Annotated in this window: 9 protein-coding genes; 3 read left to right on the forward strand and 6 right to left on the reverse strand. The window is 31.8% G+C overall.

Annotated features, from left to right (window positions below):
* Positions 1 to 29: 29 nt before the first annotated feature.
* Positions 30 to 4,169 (forward strand): hybrid sensor histidine kinase/response regulator, encoded by a 4,140-nt coding sequence (locus MJQ71_RS06910; RefSeq protein ID WP_238805771.1) that lies wholly within the window; start codon positions 30 to 32, stop codon positions 4,167 to 4,169.
* A 77-nt stretch (positions 4,170 to 4,246) separates the two neighbouring features.
* On the opposite strand, the gene MJQ71_RS06915 is transcribed toward MJQ71_RS06910, so the two are convergent.
* From MJQ71_RS06915 to hisG, 3 genes are all read right to left on the reverse strand, one after another.
* Positions 4,247 to 5,533 carry a Xaa-Pro dipeptidase gene (locus MJQ71_RS06915; protein WP_238805772.1) on the reverse strand — a complete coding sequence of 429 codons (1,287 nt, stop codon included), beginning with the start codon at positions 5,531 to 5,533 and terminating at the stop codon, positions 4,247 to 4,249.
* Between the two features lie 17 nt (positions 5,534 to 5,550).
* Positions 5,551 to 6,825: a histidinol dehydrogenase gene (hisD, locus tag MJQ71_RS06920; RefSeq protein WP_238805773.1), complete on the reverse strand. Its 1,275-nt coding sequence runs from the start codon at positions 6,823 to 6,825 to the stop codon at positions 5,551 to 5,553.
* 75 nt (positions 6,826 to 6,900) lie between these two features.
* Positions 6,901 to 7,770 (reverse strand): ATP phosphoribosyltransferase, encoded by an 870-nt coding sequence (hisG, locus tag MJQ71_RS06925; RefSeq protein WP_238805774.1) that lies wholly within the window; start codon positions 7,768 to 7,770, stop codon positions 6,901 to 6,903.
* Between the two features lie 778 nt (positions 7,771 to 8,548).
* Between hisG and MJQ71_RS06930 the strand changes: the two genes are divergently transcribed.
* Complete coding sequence (locus MJQ71_RS06930) at positions 8,549 to 10,426, forward strand: OmpA family protein (RefSeq protein ID WP_238805776.1); 1,878 nt, start codon at positions 8,549 to 8,551, stop codon at positions 10,424 to 10,426.
* A gap of 98 nt (positions 10,427 to 10,524) precedes the next feature.
* Entirely contained in the window at positions 10,525 to 13,809 is a 3,285-nt protein-coding gene (locus MJQ71_RS06935) for a hypothetical protein (RefSeq protein ID WP_238805778.1), read from the forward strand.
* Positions 13,810 to 13,905: 96 nt separating this feature from the next.
* Here MJQ71_RS06935 and MJQ71_RS06940 read toward each other — a convergent pair whose 3' ends face one another.
* From MJQ71_RS06940 to MJQ71_RS06950, 3 genes are all read right to left on the reverse strand, one after another.
* Positions 13,906 to 14,232 carry a T9SS type A sorting domain-containing protein gene (locus tag MJQ71_RS06940; protein WP_238805779.1) on the reverse strand — a complete coding sequence of 109 codons (327 nt, stop codon included), beginning with the start codon at positions 14,230 to 14,232 and terminating at the stop codon, positions 13,906 to 13,908.
* 87 nt (positions 14,233 to 14,319) lie between these two features.
* Complete coding sequence (locus tag MJQ71_RS06945) at positions 14,320 to 15,441, reverse strand: flavin-containing monooxygenase (protein WP_238805782.1); 1,122 nt, start codon at positions 15,439 to 15,441, stop codon at positions 14,320 to 14,322.
* Between the two features lie 12 nt (positions 15,442 to 15,453).
* The gene (locus MJQ71_RS06950; protein ID WP_238805784.1) at positions 15,454 to 15,960 is read right to left on the reverse strand and encodes an aminotransferase class IV; all 507 of its coding nucleotides are present in this window, start codon (positions 15,958 to 15,960) and stop codon (positions 15,454 to 15,456) included.
* Positions 15,961 to 15,996: the final 36 nt, after the last annotated feature.

A 15,996-nucleotide genomic window follows, 5' to 3' on the forward strand; every position in this document is an offset into this window, starting at 1 on the left:
TATTTATACTGATAACAGTTTCTTTCCTTATGAAATACAGAATTCTTTACATTTTCTTTTTTACTTGTATTCAACTTGCATTGGCTCAAGAACAAAAACTTTCATTTGTAAGAATATCTACAAATGAAGGTTTATCGCAAAGCCATGTGAGTGCGATTTTAAAAGATAAAAAAGGCTTTATGTGGTTTGCAACAGAAGATGGTTTGAACAAATATGATGGATACCACTTCACAATTTATAAGCATTCACCAATTGTAGCAGCAAGCCTAAAAAACAATTTTGTAAACGATATTTTAGAAGATAAAAATGGAGATATATTGGTAGCAACTTCGCGTGGATTAGACAAATTTATTAGAGATACAGATGGATTTTCACATTTTTCAGGCGAAATCAGTAAATTATTCATACGAGATATCTTTCAAGATAGCAAAAACCGAATTTGGCTCGGAACAACAACAGGATTATATTTAATTAATCCGAAAACTGGCATATTTACTTCATTCAAACATCAAGAAAATAATCCTAATAGTTTAAGCCACGATTTGATTTTTCAGATAGGTGAAGATAAGTTTGGGAATCTTTGGATTGGCACAAAAAATGGCTTGAATAAATTTAACTATGAAAAAAAACAATTTACACATTTTTTCAATGACCCAAAAAATCCAAATAGTATTGGTTCAAATTGGGTTCGAGCCATTTATAAAGACATTAATCAAAAAATATGGATTGGCACTTCAGGTGGAGGCGTTTCGAAATACAATGAACAAAATAATTCATTCACAACTTTTAAACACGATGCCAAAAATCTAAAAAGTCTAGGATATAACAATATTCTTTCTTTCTTAAATGATAATGACGGAAATTTATGGATTGGAACAGAAAATGGTGGTATCAGTTTATTAGATAGCAAAAAAAATACATTTAAAACCATCGGTTTTGATATAAATGATAATAATAGTTTAAGCAACAATTCTGTTTATAGTTTATATTTAGATTATACTGGTAATATTTGGGTTGGAACATACTCTGGTGGCATTAATTTTTTACCGAAATTTGGCAAAAAATTTTCAATCTATAAAGAGAATCAAAATAAAAATGGATTAAAATCAAGCAGTATTTTAGCAATAACAGGCGAATCTAGTGATAACATTTGGTTAGGAACTGATGGCGGCGGATTAAATTATTTCAATCGAAAAAATAAAACTTTCTCCACCTTCAAAAAGCAAGCAAATAACAAAAATAGTATTAATTCTGACTATGTTTTGACTGTTACTGAGGTCGAAAAAGATATTTTAGCACTTGGATATTATTTAGGTGGTTTTGACTTATTCAACAAGAAAACAGGTAAATTCACACATTTTACACCTAATAATAAAGACACAAATAGTCTTTCTGCTTCGAGCGTTTTTACAATTTTGAAAAGTAAAGATTCCAACCTTTGGTTAGGAACTTGGACTGGTGGTTTAAGTTACTTTGATAGAAAAACTAATCGATTTACAACTTATTTGCACAATCCAGCAAATCCAAATAGTATCTGTGATAATTATGCAAAAGCATTATATGAGGATGAAAATGATAATTTGTGGGTTGGCACTGAAAATGGTTTGGATTGTTTTAACAAAAAAACAAAGAAATTTTCTCATTTCGTAAGTAATCCTTCTGATAAAGAAAGTTTAAGTAATAATAATATTCAGACAATTGTTGATGCAGGAAATGGTTTTTTATGGATTGGGACAATGGATGGGTTGGATTTATTGAACACAAGAACCAAGAAATTTACAACTATTACCGAAAATGATGGATTAGTCAACAATCTCATTCATAGTATTTTGAAGGACAAAAAAGGTAATCTTTGGATAAGTACCAATAAAGGGATTTCAAAATACAATCCGATTACAAAGGTTTTTAGAAATTATGGACTTTCAGACGGTTTACAAGGAAACGAATTTAAACCTCGTGCAGCTTTTCAAACAAAAGATGGAGAAATGTTTTTTGGAGGGCCAAATGGATTAAATTCCTTTTATCCTGATAGTATTCAAGACAATACATTTATTCCGCCAGTTTTTATTACTGATTTCCAAATTTTCAATCAATCTATTTTACCTGGTCAGAAAGATTCTCCTCTTGTAAAACCTATTGGTGAAACTAAAGAGATAATATTGAATGATAAACAATCAGTTTTTTCATTTGAGTTTTCAGCATTGAACTATACTTTGCCTAATAAAAATAAATATGCCTACAAACTAGAAGGATTCGATGATGGTTGGAATTTTATTTCTAGCAGAAGAACTGTAACTTATACAAACTTAGACGCAGGTGAATACATTTTCAGGGTAAAAGCTAGTAACAATGATGGTTTATGGAATGAAAAAGGGACATCAATTATTCTCAAAGTTTTACCTCCTTTTTGGGAAACTTGGTGGTTTCGATTATTGGCATTGTCGGCTATCACGGGTTTAATTTACGGCTATTATCAATACCGTATAGGGTTGATTCATAAGCAGCGAATTAAACTTGAAAAACAAGTAGAATTGCGAACAAATCAGCTATATAAATCCACACAAGAAGAACTTAAGGCAAGAGAGGAAGCCGAGAATGCCAATCGTGCAAAAAGTATTTTTCTAGCTACAATGAGTCATGAAATTCGTACTCCTTTGAATGGAATTATCGGAATGACCTCGTTATTAGAAGAAACCGACTTGGATGAAGAACAAAAAAACTATACCGATACGATTCAAGCTTGTGGTGAAGGATTATTGACAGTTATCAATGATATTCTTGATTTTTCAAAAATTGAATCAGGGAAAATGGAATTGGAGGAGAAAAACTTTGATTTACGTAGTTGTATTGAAGAAACACTAGATGTTTTTGCTACAAAAGTGGCTCAATTAAAGCTAGATTTACTATACCAAATAGATTGGGACGTACCGCTACATATTATTGGTGACCAATTACGTTTAAGACAAATTTTGTTAAACTTAATTGGTAATGCAATTAAATTTACTAAACAAGGTGAAATTTTCATTAAAGTATTTTTAGTAAAATATGATGATGAAAAGCATATCGAAATTGGTTTTAAGGTTAGAGATACAGGCATTGGAATACCTCAAACAAAGCTTGATAAGCTTTTCAAAGTCTTCTCGCAAGTAGATTCATCTACAAGTAGGCAATATGGTGGAACTGGTCTTGGGTTAGTAATCAGTGAAAAAATTGTAAAACTAATGGGTGGAAAAATAGATGTAGAAAGTGAAGAAGGAAAAGGTACAGTTTTCACTTTTACAATTAAAACCGCTGTTAGTAATGAGAAGTTTTCGCTTCCACCTTTCAATTTAGAGAGTTTAGAAAACAAAAAAATATTGGTTGTAGATGATAATATCACCAATTTAAATATTTTAAAAGGGCAACTCGAACGCTGGAAAATGCAACCAACTTTAACAGATTCTCCAGAGGAAGCGATAAGTCTAATCAAAGAAAATCACGATTTTTCGCTTGTTATTGCTGATATGCAATTTCCATACATGGATGGTTTGGAATTGGCTTTGACTATTAAAAAGATTGACTCAAATTTGCCAATTATTTCACTAAGTTCTATTTCTGATACTTATTATAAAGAACATCCTGACTTATTCTGTTCGGTATTGACAAAACCTGTCAAACATCATACACTTTGCCGCAGTATTTACAATGAATTAGCACCAAAAATGTGGCCTATAGTTGTAGAAAAACAAGCAGAAAAAGAAATTCCTCACAAGCTCTCTGAAGACTTCGCAACCAAGTTTCCAATGGAAATATTGCTAGCAGAAGATAATGCTATGAACCAAAAATTTGCTTTAAAAGTACTAAGTAAATTAGGATTTTCAGCTGACTTGGCTGAAAATGGCTTAGAAGTTTTAGAGGCAATTTTGAAAAAAGAATACCAAGTTATTTTGATGGATGTTCAAATGCCAAAAATGGATGGCTTACAAACGACTGTTGAAATTCGTAAACAAAATATTCCACAACCAATCATTATTGCCATGACAGCAAATGCTTTACAAGAAAGCAAAATTGAGTGTCAAGAAGCAGGTATGGATGATTATATTAGTAAACCGATACAGATGGATATATTTGTGAGTGTATTAGAAAAATGGGGTAAAGAAATCCAAAAGAGAATTGAAGTTTGGAGTTGATTAAATGTTATATTTTGAATAAAGAAAGCGTCTGATTGTTATAATCAGACGCTTTCTTTTTAGCAATCTCAAAATTTTTATTTTAATTTTTTAAATACTACCCCTTCTTTCATCACGAAAGTAAGTTTCTTTTCTAAAACTGTAATATCGTCTTGAGGGTCGCCATCAACTGCAATAATATCAGCAAATTTACCGACCGAAATTGAACCAATTTTATCTTTTGCCCCAATTAAATCTGCTGCATTTATTGTAGCCGATTGCAAAGCTTGAATAGGAGTTTGTCCATATTTTACCATATAATAAAACTGTTTGGCGTTATCTCCGTGTGGATAAACACCCGCATCAGTTCCAAACGCAATTTTCACCCCTGCTTTCACTGCTTTTTGGAAATTTTCACGCTGAGTACGGCCAGCTAATTTTTCCTTTTCAATAATTTTTTGAGGAAAACCTAATTTTGAATATTCAGCCAAAATAAAATCGTCATTATAAATATCGGCTACTAAATAAGTACCTTTTCTTTTCATCAGCTCAATCCCTTCATCATCAATAAAACTCCCATGTTCAATTGAAGCGACACCAGCTTTTACAGCTCTTTTTATTCCTTCTGCACCGTGAGCATGTGCAGCAACTTTTTTACCCCACATTTTTGCTTCATCAACCATTGCATCCATTTCTTCTTGAGAATATTGTGGCCCACCTACAGTTTCTTCTTCAGTTAAAACGCCAGCAGTTGCTCCAAATTTTATCAAATCAGCACCATATTTTATATTCATTCTCACTTTTTTTCTAATTTCGTCTACCCCATCGGCAATAGTAGAAACTTGCTGAATATGAACGTTTGGAGAAAAACCAGATAAATCTCCATGACTGCCAGTTGCACCAATAAATGGACCTGAAACATACAAACGAGGCCCAATTACCTTACCTACATCTATGGCTCTTTTGAGAGCAACATCAATATAGTCATTTGCTCCAACATCTCTACATGTAGTAAAACCAGCTTCCAATGTACGTTTTGTATAAATATGAGCTGAAATGGCAACATCTATGGAAGATTTACGAAACAAATCTTCCATGTAATTTTCTGGTTGTCCAGTAATATGTGTGTGACAATCTATTAAACCAGGTAAAACGGTCTGATTACTTAAATCTATTATTTGAGCATTGGCAGGAATTTTCAGGTTGTTTCCTATTTCTGAAATCAAATTACTTTTGATGATTATCGTCTGATTTTGAAGAAAAACACCTTTTTCACTGTCAAACAGTTTTCCAGCTTTTATGGCAATAACAGTTTCTTGAGCATTTATTTGAAAGCCAAACAAACAAAGAATCAGTACAATTGTACTCTTTTTTAGGTTTTTCATATTTGTTGATATAAATGTTATAAACTAATCAAACTTTCCATTCTTAAAGAAACCGCTCGTTTGTGTGCTTCTAATGATTCGGCTTCTGCCATTAGTTCAACCGTTTTTCCAATATTTAAAATACCTTCTTTCGATATTTCTTGAAAAGTGATTTTCTTCACAAAGCTATCCAACGAAACACCGCTGTAAGCCCTTGCATATCCATTCGTTGGTAAAGTATGGTTTGTACCCGAAGCATAATCGCCACAAGATTCGGGTGTATAATTTCCTAAAAAAATTGAACCTGCATTAATAATTTGTTCACCAACTTCATTGAAATTATCAACTGCTAAAATCAAATGTTCGGGAGCATATTCATTGAGCATATCAATACAATCCTGTTGATTTTCCAGCAAAATAATTTTTGAGTTTTCAATCGCTTTTGATGCCAATTCTTTTCTTGGAAGTCTATTTAACTGTCCAGAAACGGCTAGATTTACGGCCGAAATAAACTTTTTGCTCGTTGAAACAAGTAAAACTTGACTATCAGCACCGTGTTCGGCTTGAGAAAGCAAATCAGAAGCTACAAACGAAGGAATGGCAGAATCATCAGCCATAACTGCAACTTCCGAAGGACCAGCAGGCATGTCAATGGCTACACCATCCTTACTTAATAGCTGTTTGGCAGCTGTAACAAATTGATTTCCTGGCCCAAAAATTTTATATACTTGTGGAATTGTCTCCGTTCCATAAGCCATCGCAGCGATAGCTTGAGCCCCGCCTACACGAAAAACTTGTGTAATACCAACTAATTTTGCTGCATAATAAATAGCAGGATGATTACTCGGTGAACATAAAATGCGTTCTTGACATGCTGCAATTTGGGCAGGAATCCCTAACATTAGTACTGTTGAAAAAAGAGGAGCGGTTCCACCAGGAATATAAAACCCAACTTTTTGAATACCAACGCTTTTACGCCAACATTTAACACCTGTCATTGTTTCAATTACTTCAGGAGTTTGTTTTTGGGCTTCATGAAAAGTAAAAATATTTTTGTAAGCTTGTTGGATGGCCGTTTTCAATTCTTCGCTTAACTGATTTTCGGCATCATCAATTTCAGCTTGTGAAACCTTGAAATCATTGATTTCAATTTTATCAAACTTTAATGCAAATTCTTTCAAAGCTGCATCGCCTTCAAGTTTCACTTTCTGTAAAATTGGTAATACTTTTTGCTCAATTACAGCCATTTCTTGCACAGGCCGAGCTAGCAACTGTTTCCATTCTGAGCGTTGCGGAAAAGATATAATATTCATTTAGTATATAATATGCGATTCAAGGATGTCATTAAAAATAAATCATAATCACATTTGACTCCTCAATAAGTAAAATCAGTAAATCATTTTTTCAATCGGAATTACCAAAATACCTTCTGCTCCAGCCGAACGAATAGCCTCGATATTTTCCCAAAATTGATTTTCTTCTAGAACAGAATGAATTGAACTCCAACCTTCCATTGCTAACGGTACAATTGTTGGGCTTTTCATTCCTGGAATCATATTGATAATATCTTCTAACTTATCATTGGGAGCATTCAACAAAATATATTTGTAATTCTGAGCTGTTTGAACAGCCTTTATTCTGAATAACAATTTGTTGAGGGTATCATGTTTAGCTTTTGATAGTTTTTTATTTGCAATCAAAATGGCTTCCGAACGAAAAATCACTTCAACTTCTTTTAAACCATTACTCAAAAGCGTACTTCCTGAACTCACAATATCGCAAACGCCCTCTGCAAGGCCTATACTCGGAGCGATCTCAACCGAGCCACTAATTTCATGAATATCAGCTTTGACATTTTGTTCTTTCAAAAAATTACTCAAAATTCGAGGATAAGAAGTGGCTATACTTTTTCCTTGAAAGTCATCAATTCCTTTGTATTCAACACCACGAGGAACTGCAATTGATAATCTACATTTTGAAAAACCTAAACGATAAGTTGTTTCAGCTTTGCGGTTAGATTCAATAAATACATTTTCTCCAACAATACCGATGTCTGCAACGCCATCTTCAACGTAACCAGGAATATCGTCATCTCTTAAAAAAAGAAATTCTGCTGGAAAATTGGATGAAGATGTTTTAAGTTTTCCAGTGCCACTTTCAAACTTTATTCCACATTCTTTAAATAATCTAAACGAATCCTCACTTAATCTGCCTGATTTTTGGAGGGCAATTCTCAATATTGAATCTGTATTTGGCATTTGATAAATTAATATTTCTTTGGTCAAAGTACAAAATTAGCTTAATCATCGGTCAATGACAAAATAATGTTTCTTTTAAGTTCATTGTTTCTTATTTATTGTAAAAAAAAAACTTTCAAAAAACTTTGAAAGTTGAAAGTTTATCTTATAAATTTACAATAAATATTTCTTTTCCTATAATCTATAAAGTGCTTAAAAAATGAAAAACTCTATTTTAATGGGTTCGTCTAATAGGCGTGCAGTTTTATCTCATAAAACTAAAAAACTTATCTCCTTTATTATTTTGGCAAGCATCTGTTTAATGGCAATTTTCAATTAGCCATTATCCAAACATCTACATTAAAAATATCATATTTTTTTAATGTAGATGTTTTTCATCATTTCGAGGATAACTTTTAGTCCAAAATATTTAATGATTGACATTTACTTTTTTCATTATTACCCAATGATTAATAGGTAAATATATTCTTCGTATTGATTATCATTCAGTCATTAATTAGTGAATTACTTTTATATTCTTGAGGTTTTATTGTTTTTTTCTGGGAATTTAGAAAATTTCTACAATTAAAACTTCACACAAATACTTCATTTTTTGCAAATATTAGCCATTAAAAGCGTATAATTTTAAAAATAAAGTGAAAAATAGTTATGTTTTCAGAAGTGGTGCTACCGTTGAATAACTTTTTGGCACAAATTTTGAAACAAAGAAATCAGTGCTAAAAACACTGCTAATCTTTGAGTGAATATAAACTAAGAGTGAAATAAAAGTAATCCAAAAATGACTAAAAAAATTACCAAGATTATGCTCTTATCAGCATCAATCGCTTACTTTGGTTTGGGTGAAGCAACTGGACAAAGTAATTTAAAATCCATCGGAACGCCAATAAATACAAGAGAGTTTCGAGAACATGCCTTTTCAATTAGTGGTGACGGAAAGACATTTATTTTTGTACAAGATCGCCCAGATGGTACAAAAGTTTTTTTAAGTACAAGGGTCGATAAAAATTCGCCGTGGCAAATACCTCAACTTATCAGAACAATTTCAGATAAAGTTCAAAAAGGAAAAATCATTGGTACAAGTCTGACTTACGATGGTAGTGAATTATATTTCGATGCAATATTTCCGAGTGGATTTGGTGACAGAGATATTTTTTACGCGAAACGAATTGGTGCAGAATGGGGAGAACCAATCAATGTAGGCGAACCCCTCAATACAGCCTTATTTGAAGGAAGCCCAAGTATTTCTCAAGATGGAAAAATGCTATTTTTTATTCGAGAAAAATTTGAAAAATATAAAGGAACTGAGCCTTGTTACACCATTTGGGTTGCTAATAAAACCGATGAAGGCAGTTGGACAAATTTTGAAAAAATGGGTGAGCCTGTCAATTCAGAATGCGAAAAAGCAGTTACATTAATGCCTGACAGCAGAACATTAATTTTTAGTTCGATTAGAGGTGGTGGTGCAGGCGGTTTTGATTTGTACCAAACTGAACTTCAAGAAGATGGTAGTTGGACTTTCCCAAGAGATTTAGATTTTTTGAATACACCTAATCATGAAGATTATTCGGCTATTACTGGTAATTCAGAAGAGATTTTTGTTGAAATAAAAGGCGATATTTATTCTGCTCCGCTACCTAATAAATTTAGAGGTGCACGACAAGTTCCAGTAAATGTTATGATAATTGATGCAATGACCAAAAAACCAATTGATGCATCGGTATTTGTAGCAATGAATAGTAGAAATTCGGCTTCATTTAATGCAAAAAATGGCGTTTCATTGATGCAATTGAAGGCAGGAAATAATTATACGCTCGCTTGCGAAGCTCCAGGTTATTTGCCAGCCAATCAAGTGCAAGTGAGCCTTGAAAATGTGACTGGTTCTGAAACCATAAATAATACAATTGAAATGATGCCTAAAAACATTGCTTATACAATCAAAGTTTTGGGTGCTGATAACAATACTATTAATAATGCAAAAATCAGAATATTTGATTTGAGCAACAACCAAATTGTTCCTATTGACCTAAATAATAATGCAAGAGTTGTTTTTGGGAATCTTTACGGTCTAACGGTTTCGAGCGGAAATGCTGATTTTACAGGAAATTGGATTCCAGAAACCAATGATGCAGCTGATAAATTTATAAAAACAATCAAGCTTGTAACAAAAACAGTTGCTACAAATACAAGTACACCTGTTATTTCAAATGTAAAAGTTGATAAGTCAGAAAACCCTTACGTAAATGCTCCAGAGGTGGATATGACAAAACCAACTGAAACATTCAAGCTCAAAAGTGACCCAAATATTACTTTTGAAACCAAGAAAATTTACACACTAAATGATGTGTATTTCGATAGAAATTCGGTAATAGTTAAATCCGAATATTACATTGACATCAATCGTTTGATTGAGTTAATGACCCTCAATCCAAAACTGAATGTTCAGTTGTCGGGTTACTCAGATAGTTTCGGAGACGTAGCTATCAATCAAAAAATCTCTTTACGTCGAGCAAGGTCATGTGCTGATTATTTGAAACGTGCGGGAATAGAACCTAACCGATTATTGGTTAAAGGACTCGGCGAAAGAGAAATTGTGTTAGACTCTAAAGGCAAAGAAGATACTTCCAAAAGTCGAAGGGTAAGATTCATCGTGTATTAAGACTTTAAAAAACGTCACAATTGTGGCGTTTTTTTTTTGCTTTTTAAAGTAGGTTATTTCTTCTTTCTCCCCTATTTTTGAAGAAAACAATCACCCAAATGAAAAATATAGTCTCACTACTTTTAACACTGCTGTTTTTTAATGAAACTTTCGCTCAAAAGCTCTCCGACGAACAGATACAAAAATACTTAGATGGCCTCCAAAAAGAACAAATTATTACCGAATTTGGGAAAGATGCTTTTCTAAAAACCATCAATAATCAAAACAATGCTTTTACACAACGAATGGCTAACTCGCCATTTGCCTCAGCTATTGGTAAAATCCCTGACTCCCTTTCAAAGTCTAAAACCGCTATTTTAGGATTTATCGGCATTTATGAATTATTAAGAAATGTAGGTTCGGCAGCAGATGAAATGATTCAGTTTCGTGAAATGGCTGAAAAAATGTTGGGTGATGAAATGCTTTATAAACCTGAAATCGAAGGGAATATTCAAATAAATAATCCAATTACTTTTTTAGGATTAGAACAAAATTTAAGACCAACCAAAGAAAGGTATATTTCGATTGCCAATCGTTTGAAAGCCATTCAGTTAATTGATGAAAAAGTGTACGCCGACTTGTTGATTTGGCTAAAAAAAGACCAAATTAAACTGATTAAAGATTTCGGCTTTTTCATTTACGCAGCCAAACAAAGTTATTTTTATGATAATTATGGCTATTTAAAATCCAATCAAATAAAATTTATTGATAGCTTACAAACGCACCAATTTCTTTCTAAAATTGATGCCCAGCACTTAAAAGACTCATACAAAGATTTTGAATTAAAAAGCAAAATCGACATTTTGACTTTCTGCAAAGACGTTATTATTCTTCCTGCTGACCAAAAAAAGTTAACAAGGGAGGAAATTTACCAAAATCAATTCAAGAAAGTAAACGAAAAGTTTTTACCAACTTTTCAGATAAATCAATTTAAACTAGAAGAATTAAAAAACGATACAAGTAGTGATTTGGGGGTTGGACTTCCGTTTAATAATCCTTTTTCCAAAAATAAAAAATCGTACAAATTATCCTATACAGTCAATGGCAAACTGTATTCGCAAAAAGCAGATACTGATTTTTCATTCATCAAAACTTTACAAAAAAGCATCCCATCAGATGTTGATATTGATTCTTCAATTATACAAACTTATGCCAATGTTTTTTCATTTTTGACGGGTATCACAAATAAAGATTTTCAATCAATCAATGATTATTTAATTGACCAACATTCAACAAAAAGGGTAATTATTGTAAGTAATGACTATAACCCGTTTGTCTCAATCAATGAAACCCGAAAAGCGTTAATATTAGTTGATAGCACTCAAAACAAGGTTTTTGAAGATAAAAGCAAGAACAATTTATTATTTGGAAAGTCTTTGGGTGGCAAAATAGACTTCAGTTTTAAGACTAGTCGAGATAGCATTTATGCCTTAGTAAAGTTGTTTCAAAATAATAAAATATTACCGATAGTTGACCAAGAAATCATCGAAAATGCGATTCAATCATTAAGGTTTGAGCCGAACAAAAAAGACAACTTAAAAAGAAATTTAGTTGTAAGTTTTCCTAAAATTTGTGCAAAAATTAATGTTTCGCCAAAAAATGAAGAAGATAAAATTGCCATGTTCAAAAACTTTATTTCTGAACTAAGTCTTATTTCAAATGGCAAATTTAATCCTGAAAAAATAAGTGATAATTTTGCAAGTGAAATGCCGAAAGGTAGTAAAAAAGATAGAGAATTGATTGTTAGTTTTAAACTCAATTCTAATAAATATGAGAATAAATTTACGATTCCAAAATTAGTTGAGAATGAAGAACTAAGAAATGTATCAGGCATCAATATTAATCCAAATCAAGTAAATTTTAATTTGAACGAATGGCTTGAAATGGTGAATCAGTCTTTGAATGAAAATGAGATTGATGGACAATTTTATAAGATTACTACTGGAAATCGTTTTTCTTTTGCTAAAACTATTGATAACTTCCTTTTTTTAGATAAAAATCAATATAATTACCTAGAAAAAAATCATCCCGAAGTTTTAAGAGACCCAGCCGTTGAGAATATTTATGGCAATTATCAGGAACAAATTGCAGCCTTTAAGCCTGAAAATTTTGCACAAGCTCTCAAAAGAGAAAAAATGATTACTGAAGATGATTTGAAAGAGATAAAAAATGCCAAAGAACCTTCAGAGATTCTACAAAAAAGTACGCAAGTGGTAGTTATTGATATGAACGAATTGGCTGAAAAATCAGATACTGAAATTTATAATTATATTTTAAACGAAGTCAAGAAGAAATTACTTCCCAAGACAAAATTTAGTGAAATAAAATATTTGAGTGAAAATTTGGGTGATTCAACAAATGATTACAGTTTACAAAATATTTCTGCAATCATTGATGATAAACCTTATGCTCAAACGTTGAATGTTTCGTTACGACAAATTATCAAAAGTAATCTTGATTCACTAAAAAAGCCAAATTCTGCCTATTTTCCAGCAATTGGCGAAAACCAATTTAAAATTATCAATGACTATTTGACCGATATTTCATCTCCAAAAAGGCTTGTTATTGTGTGTGATTATCGTAGTCCAAAGCTATCATTTGTGTTTTTTGATAGTACTCAAGCTACAATTGTTAGTGAAACATTACCAAATAACTATGTTGATTTTTCGATGTACGGTTCTCAATTTAGTCGTGATAGCCTAAATATTTTACTAGATAATTTCAATGAAATTGGCCTTATTAAAAAGTTTGGTAATGCTGAAAAAGAAAGTTTCATTGTTGAGCTTCGTAAATTTCCCAATAATAATTTATCACTGCTTGAAAACCTGCCCAATGTGGTGGCTCAAACGAATATTTGGGACGTTGAGTCTTATGAAAATGTCTTTAAAGCTTGTATTGATACCTTAAAAAAAGTTTCCCGAAACAAGTTTAACCCAAAAAATGTGGTTGATAATTTTTCCAAAACCCTCAAAAAAAGTAACTATATCAATCGAGTTTTTGAGTATAGTTTTGAAATGGAAAATGGCAAAAAATATACAGAAAAACAATTTGTAAAAGCCCTTGAAAAACCAAAAAGTAACGCAGAAAAAATTGATTATGAAGTATTTGACTTCGACACCACAAAATTTATTGAGCTGATTAATAAAGCCTTAAATGAATCGAATTCTGATAGTATGTTTTACCAGGTATTTGACGAAGAAGCCGACGAAGATGAAGTTGGTCCCAAATTTTTATTTCTTTCTTCTAAGCAATATCGTTGGTTAAAAGCAAAATATCCTGAAATATTTGAGTCATATTCCGAAGATTCAACTATTGACATCGACGAAATTAAAGAAGAAAAATAGGCCAAAATTAAAAACTCCCAAAACTGAAGTTCTGGGAGTTTTTAATTCTAAAGTATATGTTTTATGGCTAATAAAGTTGAGGAATGCTGCGTAGAATTAGTGTCTTCTTTTAACTTTTATCACATCTTGATAAACATTTCCATCAGAAACAATTTTAACAAAATATTTACCTTTTTGTAATTGGCTAATATTGTATATTTTTTCAAAATTACTTACATTATAATATTTAGTTCCATAAACCAAATTATCGTTCATATCTCTGATTTCTACTTCTAAAGTTCTCACTTTCTTCACAGGAACTTTCACTTCAAATCTTTTATTTGAATATTTTATTTCTGGTCTGTCAGATGCTTCACGAGCAAAAATTGGTTCGCAAAACATTACTGTAAGCATTAAGGCAGGTAAAAGGTTTTTCAATTGCATAATCATTAAAGTTTTAAGAGAATATTGTTTCCTAAAATTCAGCTAATATCATGCCAATTACTGCTGTCAAACAAAAAATATTACCGCTTAAGAATTTGCAATTTTCTGTGCAATTTTTGCTGAACTCAAGTTTATATCTCGTAAAATTCCAGTCAATGGAAGGTTAAATCCAAGAAAAAATAACCCTTTAAATGCTGGACTATCATTCCACATTTCTTTCGGATAACCTCTATCATTAAGCAATGGAGGAATATTTTTCACTATTTTTTCTAAATGAGCATGGTAACCCGTTGCCAAAATAACAAAATCAATATTAACTTTTTGTCCATCAACAAAAACTACATAATCATTCGCAAACTCCTGAATATCAGGTAAAACCGTAATATTTTTGGCCTTTATTTGCTCTAAAGTGCCAACATCAATTACAGGTACTTTTCCTAAAGTACGCAGTTGTTCGGAAGGAGCAAGATTAGAAATCGGAATGCCTGTGCCTTCCATTGAACCAGTTGAAAGTTTCTTGAATATTTTAGATACAAAATCGTAGAATTTATTGCCAAACTTGGACAAAAAAATGGCCAGACCCTGTGTAGAACGTCCCATAAAATCACGGTTTACAATATTTATAGGATTCCTAATTGAAACATAGGTTTTTGCCCCATTTTCAAATAAATCAAGGGCAATTTCTGCTCCAGAATTTCCATAACCAACTACCAAAACATTTTTTCCTGCAAAAGTTTTTCCATTACTATAACTATTTGAGTGAATAAAATCTCCATCAAATAATGAATCATTGATGAAATGAGGAATTTTTGGGACACGATTATAACCTGTAGAAACAATTACATTTTCAGTAAAAAACTCATCAGTTTTGGTTTTTACTCGCCAAATATTTTCAACTTTTTCAATTTCAATAACTTCTTGTTTATAGTTAGGTTTAATTCCAAAATGTTGAATATAAGACTCCAGATAGTCGATATATTGTAATTTTGAAATAAAAGTTGGATAACTGTCAGGAAAAGGCAAATGCGGTAAAGCAGAGTGAAGTTTATCAGTGTGTAAATGCAAACGGTCATAATGCTTCCTCCATTCGATTCCTACATTCTCAGATTTCTCCAAAAGTATATAAGGAATCCCTAATTTTGTAAATCTACCAGCAATCGCTAAGCCTGAAGGCCCAGCCCCAATGATAATATTTTTATGATAACTCATCGAATAATATTGTTATTTAATTAAAATCTTATTATTTATAATTTCAAAATCGTAGTTCAAATCTAAATCTCTCATAGCATTGATTAACGCAATTTTTTTAAACTTTTTTAAGTCAGCTTTTCTTATTTCATCCACAAAAAGTTGTTGATTTGTAATCAATAAATCTCTTTTTGTTCCTTTTAGAAGATATGTGCTTGGAGTAAACCATTTAATTCCGTCAAAAAAAGCTAGATTTGCATAAGATGCGTCAGTCAAAAGTCCATTTTGAGAAATGATAATATCATCAGCATCAGGATTTTCACTAAGTATATTTTGAAATGAGCTTCTATCTTCAAATTTATAATCATATTTCAAATTATCATTTTCGACAATTTGTAAAGTTTTAGGATGTTTAAATTGATACGAAAAAAATGCCACCTGTTCAATATTTTCGGCGTAACTTATTCGGCAACGATAAAGCCCCTCACCTACCCAATTTGGAATTTGAATAGTGTTTTCAAAATCAAAATCATTATCCATATTTAGTAATGCTTTTCGACTTGACTTTACTCGAAA

The sequence above is a fragment of the Emticicia aquatica genome, assembly GCF_923079645.1.
Classification (GTDB): Bacteria; Bacteroidota; Bacteroidia; order Cytophagales; family Spirosomataceae; genus Emticicia; species Emticicia aquatica.

Coding starts and splice junctions, on each gene's coding strand:
- hisG (WP_238805774.1), bottom strand. CDS start 7,770: ATGCCAAATACAGATTCAATATTGAGAATTGCCCTCCAAAAATCAGGC.
- MJQ71_RS06910 (WP_238805771.1), top strand. CDS start 30: ATGAAATACAGAATTCTTTACATTTTCTTTTTTACTTGTATTCAACTT.
- MJQ71_RS06915 (WP_238805772.1), bottom strand. CDS start 5,533: ATGAAAAACCTAAAAAAGAGTACAATTGTACTGATTCTTTGTTTGTTT.
- MJQ71_RS06940 (WP_238805779.1), bottom strand. CDS start 14,232: ATGCAATTGAAAAACCTTTTACCTGCCTTAATGCTTACAGTAATGTTT.
- MJQ71_RS06945 (WP_238805782.1), bottom strand. CDS start 15,441: ATGAGTTATCATAAAAATATTATCATTGGGGCTGGGCCTTCAGGCTTA.
- MJQ71_RS06930 (WP_238805776.1), top strand. CDS start 8,549: ATGACTAAAAAAATTACCAAGATTATGCTCTTATCAGCATCAATCGCT.
- hisD (WP_238805773.1), bottom strand. CDS start 6,825: ATGAATATTATATCTTTTCCGCAACGCTCAGAATGGAAACAGTTGCTA.
- MJQ71_RS06935 (WP_238805778.1), top strand. CDS start 10,525: ATGAAAAATATAGTCTCACTACTTTTAACACTGCTGTTTTTTAATGAA.
- MJQ71_RS06950 (WP_238805784.1), bottom strand. CDS start 15,960: ATGGATAATGATTTTGATTTTGAAAACACTATTCAAATTCCAAATTGG.